The organism is Dactylosporangium sucinum (assembly GCF_014647515.1).
Lineage (GTDB): Bacteria > Actinomycetota > Actinomycetes > Mycobacteriales > Micromonosporaceae > Dactylosporangium > Dactylosporangium sucinum.
In genome coordinates this window covers 58,448-74,440 of the sequence record NZ_BMPI01000058.1, presented here as the reverse complement: position 1 = coordinate 74,440, position 15,993 = coordinate 58,448, and the positions used below count along the sequence as shown (strand labels likewise).

15 protein-coding genes are annotated in these 15,993 nt (G+C 73.6%); 10 read left to right on the top strand and 5 right to left on the bottom strand.

Translation table 11 applies throughout. From position 1 onward, the window contains the following. Positions 1–157: 157 nt before the first annotated feature. Positions 158–460 (bottom strand): hypothetical protein, encoded by a 303-nt coding sequence (locus tag IEZ31_RS58370; protein WP_190255620.1) that lies wholly within the window; start codon positions 458–460, stop codon positions 158–160. A gap of 56 nt (positions 461–516) precedes the next feature. Between IEZ31_RS58370 and selA the strand changes: the two genes are divergently transcribed. The 3 genes from selA to IEZ31_RS41520 all read left to right on the top strand — a co-directional run bounded on the left by selA (position 517) and on the right by IEZ31_RS41520 (position 5,063). Beyond that, positions 517–1,815 (top strand): L-seryl-tRNA(Sec) selenium transferase, encoded by a 1,299-nt coding sequence (gene selA / locus IEZ31_RS41530; protein WP_190255619.1) that lies wholly within the window; start codon positions 517–519, stop codon positions 1,813–1,815. Between the two features lie 2 nt (positions 1,816–1,817). Continuing rightward, positions 1,818–3,569, top strand: coding sequence for a selenocysteine-specific translation elongation factor (gene selB, locus IEZ31_RS41525; protein WP_190255629.1), 1,752 nt, complete (start codon positions 1,818–1,820; stop codon positions 3,567–3,569). A gap of 78 nt (positions 3,570–3,647) precedes the next feature. After that, positions 3,648–5,063 carry a ricin-type beta-trefoil lectin domain protein gene (locus IEZ31_RS41520; RefSeq protein WP_190255618.1) on the top strand — a complete coding sequence of 472 codons (1,416 nt, stop codon included), beginning with the start codon at positions 3,648–3,650 and terminating at the stop codon, positions 5,061–5,063. A 181-nt stretch (positions 5,064–5,244) separates the two neighbouring features. Here IEZ31_RS41520 and IEZ31_RS41515 read toward each other — a convergent pair whose 3' ends face one another. Next, complete coding sequence (locus IEZ31_RS41515) at positions 5,245–6,504, bottom strand: condensation domain-containing protein (protein ID WP_190255617.1); 1,260 nt, start codon at positions 6,502–6,504, stop codon at positions 5,245–5,247. 332 nt (positions 6,505–6,836) lie between these two features. On the opposite strand from IEZ31_RS41515, the gene IEZ31_RS41510 reads away from it, so the two are divergent. The 3 genes from IEZ31_RS41510 (at position 6,837) to IEZ31_RS41500 (ending at position 8,578) form a co-directional block, all read left to right on the top strand. Further along, on the top strand, positions 6,837–7,064 hold the full coding sequence (locus IEZ31_RS41510; protein ID WP_190255616.1) for a S1 RNA-binding domain-containing protein: 228 nt from the start codon (positions 6,837–6,839) through the stop codon (positions 7,062–7,064). A gap of 120 nt (positions 7,065–7,184) precedes the next feature. Next, positions 7,185–7,736 carry a SigE family RNA polymerase sigma factor gene (locus tag IEZ31_RS41505; RefSeq protein ID WP_229836513.1) on the top strand — a complete coding sequence of 184 codons (552 nt, stop codon included), beginning with the start codon at positions 7,185–7,187 and terminating at the stop codon, positions 7,734–7,736. Further along, positions 7,733–8,578: a hypothetical protein gene (locus IEZ31_RS41500; protein ID WP_190255615.1), complete on the top strand. Its 846-nt coding sequence runs from the start codon at positions 7,733–7,735 to the stop codon at positions 8,576–8,578. Before IEZ31_RS41505 ends, IEZ31_RS41500 begins: the two co-directional genes overlap by 4 nt. On the opposite strand, the gene IEZ31_RS41495 is transcribed toward IEZ31_RS41500, so the two are convergent. After that, a complete protein-coding gene (locus tag IEZ31_RS41495; RefSeq protein ID WP_190255614.1) occupies positions 8,526–9,038 on the bottom strand; it encodes a nucleoside/nucleotide kinase family protein in 513 nt (170 codons plus the stop codon). The two genes, IEZ31_RS41500 and IEZ31_RS41495, sit on opposite strands and share 53 nt — an antisense overlap. 392 nt (positions 9,039–9,430) lie before the next feature. Next, positions 9,431–9,883 carry a MarR family winged helix-turn-helix transcriptional regulator gene (locus IEZ31_RS41490; RefSeq protein WP_229836510.1) on the bottom strand — a complete coding sequence of 151 codons (453 nt, stop codon included), beginning with the start codon at positions 9,881–9,883 and terminating at the stop codon, positions 9,431–9,433. An 84-nt stretch (positions 9,884–9,967) separates the two neighbouring features. Between IEZ31_RS41490 and IEZ31_RS41485 the strand changes: the two genes are divergently transcribed. Beyond that, positions 9,968–10,594 carry an FMN-dependent NADH-azoreductase gene (locus IEZ31_RS41485; protein ID WP_190255612.1) on the top strand — a complete coding sequence of 209 codons (627 nt, stop codon included), beginning with the start codon at positions 9,968–9,970 and terminating at the stop codon, positions 10,592–10,594. 118 nt (positions 10,595–10,712) lie between these two features. Continuing rightward, the gene (locus IEZ31_RS41480; RefSeq protein ID WP_190255611.1) at positions 10,713–11,597 is read left to right on the top strand and encodes a hypothetical protein; all 885 of its coding nucleotides are present in this window, start codon (positions 10,713–10,715) and stop codon (positions 11,595–11,597) included. On the opposite strand, the gene asnB is transcribed toward IEZ31_RS41480, so the two are convergent. After that, on the bottom strand, positions 11,538–13,427 hold the full coding sequence (gene asnB / locus IEZ31_RS41475; RefSeq protein WP_190255610.1) for an asparagine synthase (glutamine-hydrolyzing): 1,890 nt from the start codon (positions 13,425–13,427) through the stop codon (positions 11,538–11,540). The two genes, IEZ31_RS41480 and asnB, sit on opposite strands and share 60 nt — an antisense overlap. Positions 13,428–13,531: 104 nt before the next feature. On the opposite strand from asnB, the gene IEZ31_RS41470 reads away from it, so the two are divergent. Next, positions 13,532–14,233: a response regulator transcription factor gene (locus tag IEZ31_RS41470; protein ID WP_229836507.1), complete on the top strand. Its 702-nt coding sequence runs from the start codon at positions 13,532–13,534 to the stop codon at positions 14,231–14,233. Between the two features lie 73 nt (positions 14,234–14,306). Further along, positions 14,307–15,962 (top strand): sensor histidine kinase, encoded by a 1,656-nt coding sequence (locus IEZ31_RS41465; protein ID WP_190255608.1) that lies wholly within the window; start codon positions 14,307–14,309, stop codon positions 15,960–15,962. Positions 15,963–15,993: the final 31 nt, after the last annotated feature.

Below are 15,993 nucleotides of genomic sequence, written 5' to 3'. Positions count from 1 at the left end.
ACGGCACCCAGGCCTTCAACGCCGCCACCCTGCCGCAGTGGAGCAACAACACCTGGAACGACAACGGCCAGCAGATCAAATAGGTCAGCGCTGCAACCCCGTCAGCCAGGGGCGCGGTCCGGGATTCCGGGCCGCGCCCCTGGCTGTTTCCCGGTCGTCAGGTCAGGGCGCGGGCGAAGACCGCCGGGGCGTTCGGGGCCGTGCCGAAGACGACGTGGCTGCCTGCCGCCTCCTCCACCGCCTCGTCCCAGCCGGGCGGGGTGACGTCGCCCGCCGGGCCCAGGCGTGGGAGGAGATAGCCCGCCTCGCCCGGGCCGTCGACCACGAGCAGGGTCAGGCGGCTCAGGAGGGACCACTCCCCCGCGGCCAGGTCCGGCGGCGGCTGCACGGCCAGGGTGATCACGGGTGAGCCCGAACTGAGGGTGAAGCTCGCGGCCTCGGGCGGCAGGAAGGTCGGCACCCGCACAGTATGACCGGCGCGCGGCGGGCCGGAGGCGCCGCTGCTAGCGTCGGGCTATGAACGGTGACCCGCGGCGGAACGTGCCGCGGACGGATCGGGTGCTGGACGATCCGCGGCTCAAGGACGTCGATCGCGGGCGGGCGAAGGTGCTCGCGAGGGAGCAGCTCGAGCGGGTCCGGCGTGGGGAGATCCGCGGCGAGGACGTGGTGCCGGCCGTCGTCGAGGCGCTGCACCGCACCCGGAGCCGGGTCGTGCTCAACGCGACCGGGGTTGTCCTGCACACCAATCTCGGGCGGGCCGCGCTCTCCGAGGCGGCGGTCAGCGCGGTCGCCGCCGCCGCCGGGTATACGGACGTCGAGCTCGATCTCGACAGCGGGAAGCGGGCGAAGCGAGGGCGCGGGGCGATGGGGGCACTCTCCGCGGCCGTTCCGCGGGCCCAAGCGGTACACCTGCTGAACAACGGTGCCGCGGCGCTCCTGCTTGCTGCCACCGGGCTGGCCAGGGGCAAGGAGATCGTCGTCAGCCGCGGGGAGCTGGTCGAGATCGGCGACGGGTTTCGGCTGCCCGAGCTGCTCGAGTCCACCGGGGCGCGGCTGCGGGAGGTCGGGACGACCAACCGTACGTCACTCGCCGACTACGCGAACGCCATCGGGCCGGGCACCGGGTTCGTGCTCAAGGTGCACCCCTCGAACTTCTACCAGCGCGGGTTCGTCGCCGCGGTGCCCGTGCGGCAGCTCGCGACCCTCGACGCGCCGCTCGTGGTGGACATCGGATCCGGCCTGCTGGCCCCCGACCCCGTCCTTCCCGACGAGCCGGACGTGGATACGGTGCTGCGGGAAGGCGCCGGCCTCGTCACCGCCAGCGGCGACAAGCTGCTGGGCGGCCCGCAGGCCGGGCTGCTGCTCGGCCGGGCGGACCTCGTGAACACCCTGCGGCGGCACCCCCTGGCGCGCGCCCTGCGGGTCGACAAGCTCACCCTCGCGGCCGTCGAGGCGACGCTGACCGGCGGGACCACCCCGACCCACCGAGCGTTGCACGCGACGGTCGCTCAGCTGCGGCCCCGGGTCGAACGGCTGGCCGCGGCCGTGCAGGGCGAGGTCGTGGACGCGGTGGCCGTGGTGGGCGGGGGCGGCGCGCCCGAGCTGGAGCTGCCGTCGATCGCCGTCGCGCTGCCGGAGGAGCTGGCCCGGCCGCTGCGGCTCGGGGAGCCCGCCGTCGTCGGGCGGGTCGAGCGCGGGCGGCTGCTGCTCGACCTGCGCTGCGTCCCGGAGCCGCAGGACGCCGCGCTCGCCGACGCGGTCCGCCGCGCGAGCGCCCCGGGCGCGGCGGCGGCGCACGACGGCGCCGGGCGTTGAGCATGTGGGTCGTCGCGACGGCCGGGCACGTCGACCACGGGAAGTCGACGCTGGTGCGGGCGCTCACCGGGATGGAGCCCGACCGGTGGGCCGAGGAGCGCCGGCGCGGCATGACGATCGACCTCGGGTTCGCCTGGACGACGCTGCCGTCGGGCGCGAGGGTGGCCTTCGTGGACGTGCCGGGCCACGAGCGGTTCGTGCCGAACATGCTGGCGGGAGTGGGCCCGGTGCCGGCGGCGCTGCTCGTCGTCGCCGCCGACGAGGGCTGGAAGCCGCAGTCGGCCGAGCACCTGGCCGTCCTCGACGCGCTCGGCGTCGCGCACGGGCTGCTGGTGGTGACCCGCTCGGACCTGGCCGATCCTGGGCCGGCGACCGCGCAGGCGCGCGCCGAGCTGGCCGGCACGTCCCTGGCCGGGGTCGAGGCGGTCGCGGTGAGCGGCACGACCGGCGCCGGGCTGGACGAGCTGCGGGCCGCCCTCGACCGGCTGGGCGCGGCGTTGCCGGCGCCCGACTCCGGAGCGCCGGTCCGGCTGTGGGTCGACCGCAGCTTCACCGTCCGCGGCAGCGGCACCGTGGTCACCGGGACGCTCGGGGCGGGCCGGCTGGCGGCCGGCGGCGAGCTGGAGCTGGCGTCGACCGGCCGCTCGGTCCGGATCCGGGGGCTGCAGTCGCTCGGCGCACCGGAGTCCACTGTGGACGCGGTCGCCCGCGTCGCGGTGAACCTGCGCGGGGTCGAGCGGGACGCGCTCGGACGCGGTGACGCGCTCGTGACGCCGGGGCGGTTCACGGCGACCGAGCTGATCGACGTCCGCGTGCACGGGGATCCGGTGGCCGACCTGCCGGCCTCGCTCATCCTGCACGTGGGTTCGGCGGCGGTACCGGTGCGAATCCGTCCGCTGGGGACCGACACGGCACGGTTGCGGCTGGACCGGCCGCTGCCGCTGCACGTGGGCGACCGGGCGCTGCTGCGCGATCCGGGGCTGCACCGGGTGCCGGGGCGGGTCACGGTGCTCGACGTCGCGCCGCCGCCGCTGCGCCGCCGGGGTGCCGGCGCGGCCCGGGCGGTGGAACTGTCCAAGCTGGACGGGCCGGACCTGCCGGGCGAGCTGCGCCGGCGCGGTCTGGTCCGGGCCGGCGAGCTGGTCCGCATGGGCGTGCCGGCCGACGGGGCCGCACCCGTTGCCGGGGAGTGGCTCGCCGACCCCGCGCACTGGGCGGCGCTCGGCGAGCGGCTGGTGTCCGAAGTGGACGCCTACGCCGCCGCGCACCCGGTGGAGCCCGACGCGCCGGTGGAGGTACTGCGGCAGCGGCTCGGCCTGCCCGACCGGTCCCTGGTGGAGGCGCTGGTGCGGGCGCCGCTCACCGTCCACGACGGGCGGATCGGCACCGGGCGCGGGCTGCCCGAGCGGCTGCTGCGGGCGCTCGGCGCGGTGCGGTCCGACCTGGAGCGCGCGCCGTTCGCCGCGCCCGAGGCGGGGCGGCTGGCCGAGCTGGGGCTCGGGCCGAAGGAGCTCGGGGCGGCGGTGAAGGCGCGGCTGCTGCTGCGGATCGCCGACGGGATCGTGCTGCTGCCCTCGGCCGTGGACGCGGCCGTCGCCGCGCTGGCGCGGCTGCCGCAGCCGTTCACCGTCGCCGAGGCCCGGCAGGCGCTCGGCACGACGCGGCGGGTCGCGGTACCGCTACTCGAACTCCTCGGACGCAAAGGCCTCACACGACAGCTCACGGACGGACGGCACACGACATCGATGTGTTGACATATCTAAGAACTTGAAACAAACTTCACCGTTGAGAGCGCTCTCAGCCCTCGCCCTCGGGTCTGGAAGGGGACCCCCATGAAGAACGTGCTGAGAGCCGGGGCGGTCGTGGCCGCGCTCGTCGCGCTCAACGCGACGGCAGCCAACGCCGCGCCCACCCCTGTATCCCCCGCTTCGGCGGAGTCGGCCGAGGCGGTGCTGGGCACCGCGTTCGCCGGGGCCTGGCAGGCGCCCGACGGCCGCCTCGTCGTGGCCACCACCGACGGCCCGAAGGCCGCCGGGCTGCGTGCCGGCGGCGTCGAGGTCCGCACCGTCAAGCACAGCAAGCAGGACCTGGAGCGGTCGCGCAAGGCGCTCGACGCCAGCGCGGCGAAGGCCGCCAAGTCGATCCACAGCTGGTACGTCGACGTCACCACGAACGCCGTGGTCGTCACCGCCGAGCCGTCCGCCACCGGCTCGGTCGCCGCGTTCGTCGCCGCCAGCGGCGCCGACGCCACCGCCGTCCGGGTCACCGCCAGCGCCGGGGCGCCGCGGCCGCTGTACGACATCCGGGGCGGCGACCAGTACGTCATCAACAGCTCGGTGCTGTGCTCGGTCGGCTTCTCCGTCGTCGGCGGCTTCGTCACGGCCGGGCACTGCGGCGGCACCGGCGCGTCGACGGCCGGCTACAACAACGTCGCCCAGGGCACGTTCCGCGGCTCGTCGTTCCCCGGCAACGACTACGCGTGGGTGCAGACGAACGGCTCGTGGACCCCGCAGCCGTGGGTGAACAACTACGCCGGCGGCAACGTCGCCGTCGCCGGCTCGCAGGAGGCCGGAGTCGGCGCCGGGGTCTGCCGGTCCGGCCGCACGACGGGCTGGCGCTGCGGGACGATCCAGGCGAAGAACGTCACGGTGAACTACGCGCAGGGCGCCGTGTACGGCCTGACGCAGACGAACGCCTGCGCCGAGGGCGGCGACTCCGGCGGCGCGTGGCTGTCGGGCAACCAGGCCCAGGGCGTGACGTCGGGCGGCTCGGGCAACTGCAGCACCGGCGGGAACACGTTCTTCCAGCCGGTCAACGAGATCCTCCAGACGTACGGCCTGACGCTGGTCACGACCGGCGGCGGCGGCTCGACGAGCCGGATCATCGGGTACACCGGCCGGTGCATCGACGTGCCGAACTCGAACGGGACCGACGGCCAGTACCTGCAGATCTGGACGTGCAACGGCACGGCGGCGCAGGCCTGGACGTTCCCGGGCGACGGCACGGTCCGCGCCTTCGGCCTGTGCATGGACGTGGCGTGGGGCTCCACCGCTCCGGGTGCGATCATCCAGCTGGCGTACTGCAGCGGCAACCCGGCCCAGCAGTTCGTCCTGACCGCGGCGGGTGACCTGGTCAACCCCCAGGCGAACAAGTGCGTGGACGTGAAGGACTGGGCGGGCTACGACGGCGGCCGCCTGATCACGTGGGACTGTCACGGCGGCGCCAACCAGAAGTGGTACCGCGGCTGACCGTGCTTCCCGGTGCGCCGGGCTCAGCGCTCACGCGTCACGGGAGGCTGGGCCCGACGCACGCTGCGACCGGCGTCGCCCCGCGGAAGTCCGGCCACCGGTGGTTGTCACCGGGCTTCGCGGGGTGGCGCCAGGCGGAGGCTGGGCCCGTCGCGGCCCGGCCTCGGTCGTGCGGCGGGCCTCAGCCGGTGGCCAGCGCCTCCATGCCGCGCAGGACCGCCTCGCCGTCCGACGGGGAGAGGTGCGCCGCGTCGAGGTACACCGTGAGCTGCAGCGTGCCGGGGACGTTGTCCACGTGCACGAAGAGGGGCTCGAACGACGGGGCCTCCTGCGAGCCCACCCAGCGGAACGTCGACTCGCCCGGGGGACACGGCACGTCCCGCACCGGGCCGCGGCGGTCGTTGAAGTAGCAGCCCAGCTCGACCGGCTCGCCCCGCTCCGAGGCCACCCGGTCGACCAGGGCGGCCATGTCGGCGTGGTGGAAGTAGGCGTACTTGTACGCGCTCATCGTCACCCGCCGCATCCGGTCGAGGAGCTCGTCGAGGTCGGCGCCGGCCGCGTCGATCGAGAGCAGGCCGGCCTGGGCCAGGGTGCAGACGACGCCGGCCAGGCCGGGGCGGAAGCGGTTGCTCACCATCGGGCGGATCACCACCGGGTCCACGCCGGTGACCCGGGTGAGCGAGCCGGCGTAGAGGGCCAGCAGGACCGTCGACGAGTCCAGGCCGCTGGCCGCGGCCAGGTCCGGCACCGTCCTGGCCAGGGACGGCGACGTGAACTCGCCGTGCCAATACCTCGGCGTCACCACGGAGGCCGGTGCGGGGAAGCGCCGCGGCTCCACCGAGCGCAGGATGCCTTCCCAGTATCGCTGGGCCGCCGCGTTGTGCCGTTGCCCGGCCGGCGACCGCTGCCACTCGGCCTGGGCGAGCGGCTGCAGCCCCGCTACCGGGGCCGTCACGCGGGACGCCACCTCGGCCATCATGGTGAGCGCGCCGGCGGCGTCGGTGACGAAGTGGCTGACGAGAACGGCCATGTGGGTCAGCGTGCCATCCTTGCGTACCACCGCCATCCGCACCGGCCACTCGGCGGCGAAGTCGAGCTCCTCGTCCCGCCAGCGGTCGCAGACGCTCTCGGCGACCTTCTCCGGGTCCTCGTCCCCGGCGTCGACGACGTCGAGGAACGTCTCTCCCTCGCGGTACACCTGCTGCCGAGGCGTGCCGTCGGGCTCGAACGACAGTTTGGTGCGCATCGGCTGATAGCGGCTCATGAGGTACCGCAGCTCGCCCGTGATCTCCTCGATCGTGGTTCCCGCGGGCAGGGGCTTGACGCCGCCGAGCGGCAGCCAGGTGCCCTGCTTGACGATCGCGGACCAGTTCTCCAGCTGCCCCCAGGACAGCGGCCCGCTCCCGGAGCCTTCACCGTCGAACAGCACAGGTACGCGCACAGGCCTTCCCTTCCGTGGTCACGGCATGGCTGACCGGCAGGGCACTCCCCTGCCGGCCGACCGCGCCCCCGGCACACGGGAAGCGACCTGCGCGGCGTGGCGGGTCGCGGCAGGTCGCCCGGGAAGGCATCGACGTCGGCCCTGAGCCTACGGATCATCGTTCCGGTGTGCCATGAGACGTTGGTACGATGTGCGGCATGACTGCCGGGTCGGCCACGCGCCGTGAGTGGAAGTTGCGCCCGGCCACGGCTTGATCGCCCCGCGGGCCCGCGGCCCGCCCCTCCTTCCCGCGTCCGCATCCTGCGGCGTCTGCCGAGGAAGGAGGTGATCGCATGACCCGCTCCGAGGGATGGGACCAGTTCGCCGCCACGCACCGCGCAGGTGACGTGGTGGACGGCGTGGTGACGAGGCTCGCACCGTTCGGCGTGTTCCTGTACGTGGGCGGCGACGTGCCGGCCCTGCTCGTCACGGACGCCCGCCCGGCCGTCGGCACGACGCTGCCGGTGCGCGTCAAGGAGATCGACCCGGTGAAGCACCGGGTGGCCTTGACCGAGGCGTAGCACTACGCAGACGTTGGTCGATGTACCCCAGGGTCATCGACCAACGTCTGCCGGATCGCGCGACCACGGATTTCGCGGACGAGGCAACCGGACCCGGCCGCCGGTCCGTGTCTTACCTCGATGATGGGATTCCTACGGCGCGGCGGCCGGCGCGGGCACGACGAGGACTTCGTCGCGTACTACGCCGCCCGTGCGGGCCACCTGCGAAACACCGCCTACCTGCTGTGCGGCGACTGGCATCTCGCCGAGGACCTCACGCAGACGGCGTTCACCAACCTGTACCGGGCGTGGGGGCGGATAGACCACCACGACGTCCTCGACCAATATGCCCGGCGCGTCCTGCTCCGCGCCTTCCTCGACGAGCGCCGGCGGCCTTGGCGGCGCGAGCACCCGACGGTGCCCGACGACGCCGCCCTCGACTCGGTGGCGGTCGGCGAGGACCACCTCGAGAACCGCCAGGTGCTCAAGACCGCGCTGCTGCGCGTGCCGAAGCGGCGCCGGGCGGTGCTCGTCCTGCGCTTCTGGGCGGACCTGTCGGTGGAGCAGGTGGCCGAGATCCTCGGCTGCAGCACCGGCACCGTGAAGAGCCAGACCTCCCGCGGCCTCGACGACCTGCGCAACGCGCTCGGCGGGGCCCTTCATGACCTCAAGACGTCCGGAGGACAACCGTGAACGACGTGAAGTACCTGTGCGAGGTCAGCCTCGACGTGCCCCCTCCCCCGCTGCGCGACGCGCAGGCCGCGCTCGCCATCGCCCGCCGGGACACCGCGCGCCGCTCCGGGCTGCGGGCGACGGCGGGCCTGGCCGGCGCGGCGGCGCTGGCCGCGGTGGTCGCCCCGGCCGCGATGGGCAACCCGGCCGTGGTGGCGGACGGTCCGGCCCCGAGCGCCGCGCCGTCCACCGTGTCGTCGCCGCCGTCGGTCGAGACGCCCCCGGCGCAGGCCGCCACCACGCACGACCGCAAGGTCTACGACCACCTCGTCGCCGCGCTGCCGGCCGGGTACACGGCCCGCACCCAGTACCCGTTCGCCACCGACCCCACGCCGTACCCGATCCGCCTCGACGGCTCGCCCGCGAGCGGGACCGTCCTGATCGCGATGACGGCGAACGTCCTCGTCAGCGACGGCAGCGGCGAGGGCAAGCTGTGGGCGTACATCGCGAACGACGGCAAGCCCACGCCGACCGGCGACCTGTGCGCTCCCCCGGCCCTGCTGCCGACCGACGGCGAGGACTGCGTCGTGCGGACCGTCGGCGGGGTGCAGGTGCGGGTCACGACGCAGCGCGACGATGAGGGCCGCCCGGTCACGGTGGCCCGCCGCTACCTGCGCGGCGGCTGGCTCGAGGTGATCGCCGAGCAGAAGGTCCAGGTGTACGTCGGGCAGTCCGACCTGCCGCCCGACGCGAAGCGCGACGGCAGGCCGGACGAGAAGACGGCCAAGCCGGCGCTGGCCGCCCCGTTCCTCACTCGCGACCAGGTCGCGGCGCTGGCGGCCGACCCGGCGATGCTGCCCTGACGAACTGACGGATCCGGTCGGCGACGGCATCCAGCGGCTGGGTGCCGTCGACGACCAGGTCGGCCAGCTGCCGGCCGTTGGCGACGAAGCGCGCCAGCCCGTCCCGGCCGTACTCCAGATATCCCCGCAGCACCGGCCGCGGATCCTCCGCCTCCAGCGCCCGCCGCACGATGGCGATGTCCGGCGGCGTGTCGACGTAGACCGTCCACCGGGCCGCCCACCGGATCGGCGGCAGCGCGAGCGCGAACACCCCCTCCACGATGATGAGGGGCGCATCCTGCACCTCGTCGAGCCGCTCCTGCAGCGCGAGCAGGTCGACCTCGTGCTGGTCGGCGAATCCCCCGTCGTCGAGCCCGACCACGGCGGCCCCGAGCGGCCCGGCCACGGCGGCGGCGATGGTGCTCTTCCCGGAGCCGGCCGGCCCCGCGAGCACGAGGGCGGGCGGCACAGCGAGCATCATGATCCCGGACCCTACCGCGTCCGGGCTCCACCCCGCGGCCACATTGTCTAGCTTTCCTACCCAACTAGTTGGATATACTCGCTCCCGGAGCACATGTCGATGCTTCGATACCACTGGCCGAAGGAACGTGAAGGTCACCCAGAAGGCCCTGATCGGCTTCGTGGCGCTGGCGCTGACCGCGTACTTCGCGTTCAAGGTGGAGAAGGACGCGACCGGCTCGCCGCGGGCGGTCGAGCTGTGGCACCGGTTCCCGCATCGGCCTGGAGTTCCGGGTGACGGCGCTGCGCGAGGCGGGCTGGCGGCCGATCGCGGTCTTCGCCGGCGCGACCGTGGTGAACATCGGCCTGGCACTCGGCCTCGCCGCCCTGCTGTTCGCCGACTTCGCGGTCCAGTCAGCCGATCGGGCGGATGACCGTGGCCTCGTGTGCGCGCAGGACCTTGCCCAGCGCGGTGGCCACGGTCGTCGCCTCGGCGGCGGTCATCCGGCCGGTGAAGTGCCGCTCGATGCCGGCCAGGTAGGTCGGGGCGGCGGCCGCGAGGCGGGCCCACCCCTCGGGCGTCAGCTTGGCGAACGCGGAGCGCTTGTCGCCCGGGTTGGGCTCGCGCTCGACCAGGCCGGCCCGGACGAGCTCGTCGACGACCCGGCTCACCCGGCTGCGGCTCACCACCGCGGCCGCGCCGAGGTCGGTCATGGTCAGCCGCTTCTCCGGTGCGGCGTCGAGCTCCAGCAGCACGTCATACCAGGTCAGGGGCAGCCCGTGGGCCGCCTGCAGCTCCTGGTCGAGCAGCGGCACGAGCGCGGCGTGCACCCGCAGCAGTCCCGCCCAGGCAGCCGTGTTGTCCACCGTCACACCGTAGCAGTCTTGTGCGTGCGCACGCATTTCCGGCACTATGTGCGTGCGCACGCATTAGTCTTGACCGGAGGAACCATGACCACGCTGCTGCACATCTCCGCCTCGCCGCGCGGCGAGCGCTCCGAGTCGCTCGGGCTCGCCGGGCACTTCCTGGCCGCGTACCGCGAGCTGCACCCCGACGAGACGGTCGTCGAGTGGGACCTGTGGGACGGCTCGTTGCCGGCCTTCGGCCCGCCGGCCGCGGCCGCCAAGATGGACGTCTTCGCCGGCCGCACCCCGAGCGGCGAGGGCGCCGCGGCCTGGGCGGCGGCGCGGGAGACCTTCGAGCGCTTCGCGGCGGCGGACAAGTACCTCTTCTCCGTGCCCATGTGGAACGCGGGCGTGCCGTACATCCTGAAGCAGTTCATCGACGTGGTGAGCCAGCCGGGCATGGTGTTCGGCTTCGACCCGGCGGCCGGGTACTCGGGCCTGGTCACCGGCCGCAAGGCCGCCGTGATCTACACCAGCGCCGTCTACGGCGAGGGCCGCGGCCCGTCGTTCGGCGCCGACTTCCAGCTCCCGTACTTCGAGAACTGGCTGCGCTGGGCCGGCATCGAGGACATCACGCCGGTGACGTTCCGCCCGAACCTGGCCACGACGGACGCCGAGGCCCGCCGTGACCGCGCGACCGCCGACGCGGTCGAGGCGGCCAAGCGCTTCTAGCGCACGTGTATCAGCCGGCCGTGTCCGCGATCTGTCAAGTGGGGCTGCCCGAACGGCCGTCGTGATCGAGGGGGCCGCGGGTCGAGTCTGGGAACACGCAGAGAAAGGGGTGTCTGACATGGCGTCACAAGGGTTCCGGGACTGGGTGGCGGCCGGCAAGCCGTACACCCTGATCCGTCCCGCGAAGGCCCTCAAGCGCAACCTCAAGGCGCACGGCCTCACCGTGTTCGACTTTCCGGACGACGGGCACCAGCGGGCCGAGCCGCCCGAGGACCACACGCCGTACTCGGCGACCGGGTGGCCCGGCCCCAACGCGCGGTGGAAGGCGCGGGCGCTCGACATCATGCCGCGCGCCGACAACAGCGCCGGCCGCAAGGAGAACGCCGACATCGCGCGGCAGCTCATCCGGGACCGGGACGCGGGACGGCCCGCCGTGATGTGGATCAAGTACCTCAACTGGACCGACGAGCAGGGCGTCTGCCAGCAGGAACGGTGGACCGACGCCCAGCACCCGAACCGCCGCACGACCCGGGACAGCAGCGACAGCGGCCACGTGCACGTCTCCGGCCGCTCCGACGCCGACGACGACGGCCGCGCCGAGGACTACGACCCGATCTCCCGGATGCGAGAACTGGAGGACGACATGTACAACGACGAGGACCGCCGGCGCGGGCGGAACGTGGACGAGGCCATCTGGCAGGGCATCGTCAACGGCGCGCCGAAGGCCAAGGGGCTGGTCATTCCCGGCCAGCCGCTGGTCGACCGGCCGATCTGGCTGGTCGAGAAGCTCACCGAGGTCGCCGCCGACGCCAAGGCCGGCCGCAAGGCCATCGAGGTCCTGGTGTCGGCGCTCAACGCCGGCGGCGGCCAGGTGGACACCGCCTCGATCCTGTCCCGGATGGACGAGCTGGCCGCGGCCGAGGTCGCCCGCGAGCGGGTGCTCCTACAGCGGATCGCCGACCTGGAGGCCGAGCTCGCCGCGACGCGCCAGCCGGTCGCCTGAGAGGGCCGTCGGTGGCGCGGTGCGCCGGTTCCACCACAGGCAGAACATCAGCACCGTCCAGAGCTTGCGCGAGTGGTCGTGGGCTCCGCGGCGGTGGGCCGTGAGCAGCGCCTGGACGTAGGTCATGTCCAGCAGGTCGTCGACGTCCGTCGTGGCGAAGACCTCCGCCGCCCACTCGCCCACCATGCCGCGGAGCCACACGCGCGTCGGGGTCGGGAAGCCCAGCTTGCGCCGGTCGACGACGGTGTCCGGGACGATGCCGCGGACCGCCTCGCGCAGCGCCAGCTTCGTCGTGCGGCCCAGCTTCAGCGACGTGGGCAGGGTGGCCGCGGCCGCGTACACCGCGCGGTCCAGGAACGGGACCCGCAGCTCCAGCGAGTGGGCCATGGTCATGCGGTCGGCCTTGGTGAGGATGTCGCCGGGCAACCAGGTGTGCAGGTCGACGTACTGCATCGTCGCCACGTCGTCCAGGTCGGCCGCCTCGCGGTACAGCGGCGCGGTGACGGCGGTGTGGGCCGCTCCCGGCACCCGCATGAGCCGCGCCTTCTCGGCGGGGCCGAAGATGCGGGCGTTGCCGTAGTACCGCGCCTCCAGCGGGGTCGTCGCCCGGTCCAGGAAGCTCTTGCCGCGCACGCCCTCCGGCAGCGCCGCCGACAGGGCGCGCAGCCCCCGGCGCAGCGGGTCGGGCAGGCCGGCGACGCCGGCCAGGGCGCCCGGCTCGCGGTAGATCTCGTAGCCGGCGAACAGCTCGTCGGCGCCCTCGCCGGACAGCACCACGGTCACGTCCTGGGCCGCGCGGCGGGCCAGGAACCACAGCGGCACGATCGCCGGGTCGGCGACGGGGTCGTCGAGGTGCCACACGATCTGCGGCAGCGCGCCGATGACGTCCTCGTCGCGCACGACCGTCGCGGCCAGTGACACGCCGAGGGCGGCGGCCGTCTCGGCGGCGGCCTCGATCTCCGAGTACCGCGCGTCGTCGAAGCCGACCGTGTAGGTCTGGATGTTCGGGTGCCGCTCCTTGGCCAGCGCGACGACCGCGGTCGAGTCGACGCCGCTGGACAGGAACGCGCCCACCGGCACCTCCCCCTGCAGGTGGGCGTGCACGCTGTCGCGCAGCGCGTCGCGGACGGCGGCGATCGCGACGTCCGCCGGGAGCGTCGCGGGGCGCAGCGAGTGCCGGAAGTACCGCTCGATCCGCGGCTCCTCGCCGGGCCGGTAGGTCAGCGTGTGGCCGGCCGGCAGGCGGCGCACCGCGGTGTGCAGCGTCGCCGGCTCGGGCACGTACTGGAACGTCAGGTAGTTGGCGAGGGCGTCGGCGTCGAGCCCGTCGGTCGCGTACGGCAGGAGGGCCTTCTTCTCGCTGGCCAGGAAGAGGCCGGACGCGGTCTGCATGAGGTACAACGGCTTGATCCCGAACGGGTCCCGCATCGCGTGCAGCGTCCCGGTGTCCCGGTCCCAGGCCACGATCGCGAACATGCCCCGCAGCCGGCGCACCGCCGACGGCCCCCAGTGGTGGAACGCCGCCGCCAGCATCTCCGCCTCCCCCTCGGTGGCGAAGACGGCGCCGTGCTCGCGCGTGAGCTGGGCACGCAACTGCCGGAAGTTGTAGATCTCGCCGTTGAACACGACGGTCCAGCCGGCGTAACGCACCGGCTGCCGGCTGTGCGCCACGTCGACGATCGCAAGGCGCTGGAAGCCGAACGCCACCCCCGCGTCCAGCGCCACCCCGGTCTCGTCGGGGCCGCGGTGCCGCAGGCGGTCCAGCGCCTCGGCGAAGCCCGGCACATCGACGGTACCGGTGGCACTCACGAACACCAGAAGTCCACACATGGCGGTGAGTGTGCGGATCCGGTGGTTGGGAACTGATGAAGAACTGTGGCCGGAATCAAAACCCGACCCCGGTTTCGCAAGTTCTTCACATTCGACGCGGGACAATGGCCGGGATGAGCGCACGAATCCTGGTCGCGGAGGACGACCCGAAGCAGGCCGAGCTGATCCGGCTGTACCTCGAACGCGACGGGCACAGCGTGCTCACCGTCAACAACGGTCGGGCGGCGCTGGAGCAGTGCCGCTCGCGCAAGCCCGACCTGCTGGTCCTCGACGTCATGATGCCGCTGGTCGACGGCCTCGACGTGTGCCGGATCATCCGGGCCGAGTCGAACGTGGCGATCCTGCTGGTCACGGCCCGCTCCACCGAGGACGACCTGCTGCTCGGCCTCGACCTCGGCGCCGACGACTACATGACGAAGCCGGTCAGCCCGCGAGAGCTCACCGCCCGGGTGCGGGCGCTGCTGCGCCGGGCCGGGATCACCAGTCCGGGCCACCAGCGGGTGCTGCGGGTCGGCGACCTGACCGTCGACGCCGGGCGGTTCGAGGTCCGGGTCGGGGACGCGTCGGTCGTGCTCACGGCCAAGGAGTTCGGCATCCTGGAGCTGCTCGCGGGCGAGCCCGGCCGGGTGTTCACCCGCGGCGAGATCATCAACCGGGTGTTCGGGTTCGAGCGCGACGTGTCCGAGCGGACGGTCGACGCGCACGTGGTGAACCTGCGCCGCAAGATCGAGGCGGAGCCGATGGAGCCACGGTACGTGCAGACGGTGTACGGGCGCGGCTACCGCCTGGCCGAGCAGTCGTCATGAGCGGTCCGGAGCGCAGCGGAGCGGCCGCTCATCATGGGCTCGGCAGCTACTCATGCGCCGAAGCGGAGGGTCCATGAGCTTTCGTGCCCGGCTGTTCGGGCTGGTCCTGCTGGTGGCCGTGATCGCGATCGGGGCCACCGCCTGGCTCACGTTCAAGCTGGCCACCCGCCAGATCGACGAGTCGCAGCAGAAGGCCACCCAGCACGTCGTCGACACGGCCGACATCGTGCGGTCGTACGCGCGCCGGCACGGCACCTGGGCGGGTGTGTCGTACAAGGTCCAGGAACTGTCCGAGGCCAACCATCAGCGGATCCGGCTCGTGAACCTGTACGGGCAGGTCACCGTCGACAGCGACCACCTGGCCAAGCGCGCGGCCCGCCCGGTCGTCAGCCCGCCGACCCTCATCGACCCCCGCCCGACGCTGATGCTGCCGGACAACCTGGACTCGCTGCCCTGGCCGGAGAACGTCATGCGGGACGCCAAGCTGAAGGGCCTGACGAAGGCCGAGGCGGTCACGCTCGAAGGGATCCGGCGGTACCGTCAGACGCAGCTGCTCGCCCGTTGCCTCACCGGCCGCGCGCTCGATCCGCCGGCCGTGGCTCCGGACCAGCTCGGCATCCCGGTCCCGGCCGTCGCGGCGAACTCGCCGGAGTGTGCCCAGGAGATCCAGGCGAAGCTGATCGACGACCAGGGCGGCGACATGCCGGCCGTGGAGGCCTGCCGCTCCGAGAAGGCGCAGCACGGCTGCCTGGTCCGGGTCTTCGGCGAGCGGGTGTCGGAGTTCTCGCCCGAGCCGCTGCAACTGTTCCTCGGCGCCGTCGACGACGACCCGGCCAAGCTGGTCGGCGGCCCGATGGCCGTCGCCGCCGGCAGCGTCCTGGTCCTGGCCCTGGTCGGCACGGCCGTGGTCGCCCGCCACGTGAGCCGCCCGGTCCGCTCGCTGACGGCCGCCTCCCGGCGCCTCGCCGACGGGCACCTCGACACGCGGGTCCCGCTGGTCGGCGGCGGCGAGCTGGGGCAACTGTCGACGTCGTTCAACCGCATGGCCCAGGCCATCGAGGCGTCCGAGCAGGCCCAGCGCCGGCTGGTCGCGAGCGTCGCGCACGAGCTGCGGACGCCGCTGTCGAACCTGCTGGGGTACCTGGAGGCGCTCCAGGACGGCGTGGTGCCACCGTCGCGCGAGCTCTTCGCGTCCCTGCACGACGAGGCCCAGCTGCAGCGGCGCATCCTCGACGACCTGCAGGACCTGACGCTCGCCGAGGCCGGCCACCTGACCTACCGCCGGGTGGACCTCGACCTGGCCGAGCTGGTCGAGTCGGCGCGGGTGGCGCACCTGGCGGTGGCCGAGGCGTCGGGCGTGCGGCTCCGCACGGAGGTGGCCGGCCCCCTGCCGTTCCACGGCGACCAGGACCGCCTCCGCCAGGTGCTCGGCAACCTGGTGACCAATGCGGTGCGGTACACGGACGCGGGCGGTTCGGTGACCCTGCGGGCATACGCGGGCAACGGCCGGCGCATCCTGGAGGTCGAGGACACGGGCTGCGGCATCTCGGCCGCGGACCTGCCGTTCGTCTTCCACCGCTTCTGGCGCGCCGACCCGGCCCGCGACCGCGCCACCGGCGGCAGCGGCCTGGGCCTGACGATCGCCCGGCAGATCGTCCGCGACCACGGCGGCGAGATCTCCGTGACGAGCGCCGTGGGCGTCGGCTCGACGTTCCGCGTCACGCTGTGACGGTTCACCCGGGCGATGTCCGGTGCGCCAC

Bases quoted from the DNA above. Each gene is read 5' to 3' on its own strand.
- selA (WP_190255619.1), top strand. From the start codon at position 517: ATGAACGGTGACCCGCGGCGGAACGTGCCGCGGACGGATCGGGTGCTG.
- selB (WP_190255629.1), top strand. From the start codon at position 1,818: ATGTGGGTCGTCGCGACGGCCGGGCACGTCGACCACGGGAAGTCGACG.
- IEZ31_RS41520 (WP_190255618.1), top strand. From the start codon at position 3,648: ATGAAGAACGTGCTGAGAGCCGGGGCGGTCGTGGCCGCGCTCGTCGCG.
- IEZ31_RS41510 (WP_190255616.1), top strand. From the start codon at position 6,837: ATGACCCGCTCCGAGGGATGGGACCAGTTCGCCGCCACGCACCGCGCA.
- IEZ31_RS41505 (WP_229836513.1), top strand. From the start codon at position 7,185: ATGATGGGATTCCTACGGCGCGGCGGCCGGCGCGGGCACGACGAGGAC.
- IEZ31_RS41495 (WP_190255614.1), bottom strand. From the start codon at position 9,038: ATGATGCTCGCTGTGCCGCCCGCCCTCGTGCTCGCGGGGCCGGCCGGC.
- IEZ31_RS41485 (WP_190255612.1), top strand. From the start codon at position 9,968: ATGACCACGCTGCTGCACATCTCCGCCTCGCCGCGCGGCGAGCGCTCC.
- IEZ31_RS41480 (WP_190255611.1), top strand. From the start codon at position 10,713: ATGGCGTCACAAGGGTTCCGGGACTGGGTGGCGGCCGGCAAGCCGTAC.
- asnB (WP_190255610.1), bottom strand. From the start codon at position 13,427: ATGTGTGGACTTCTGGTGTTCGTGAGTGCCACCGGTACCGTCGATGTG.
- IEZ31_RS41470 (WP_229836507.1), top strand. From the start codon at position 13,532: ATGGCCGGGATGAGCGCACGAATCCTGGTCGCGGAGGACGACCCGAAG.
- IEZ31_RS41465 (WP_190255608.1), top strand. From the start codon at position 14,307: ATGAGCTTTCGTGCCCGGCTGTTCGGGCTGGTCCTGCTGGTGGCCGTG.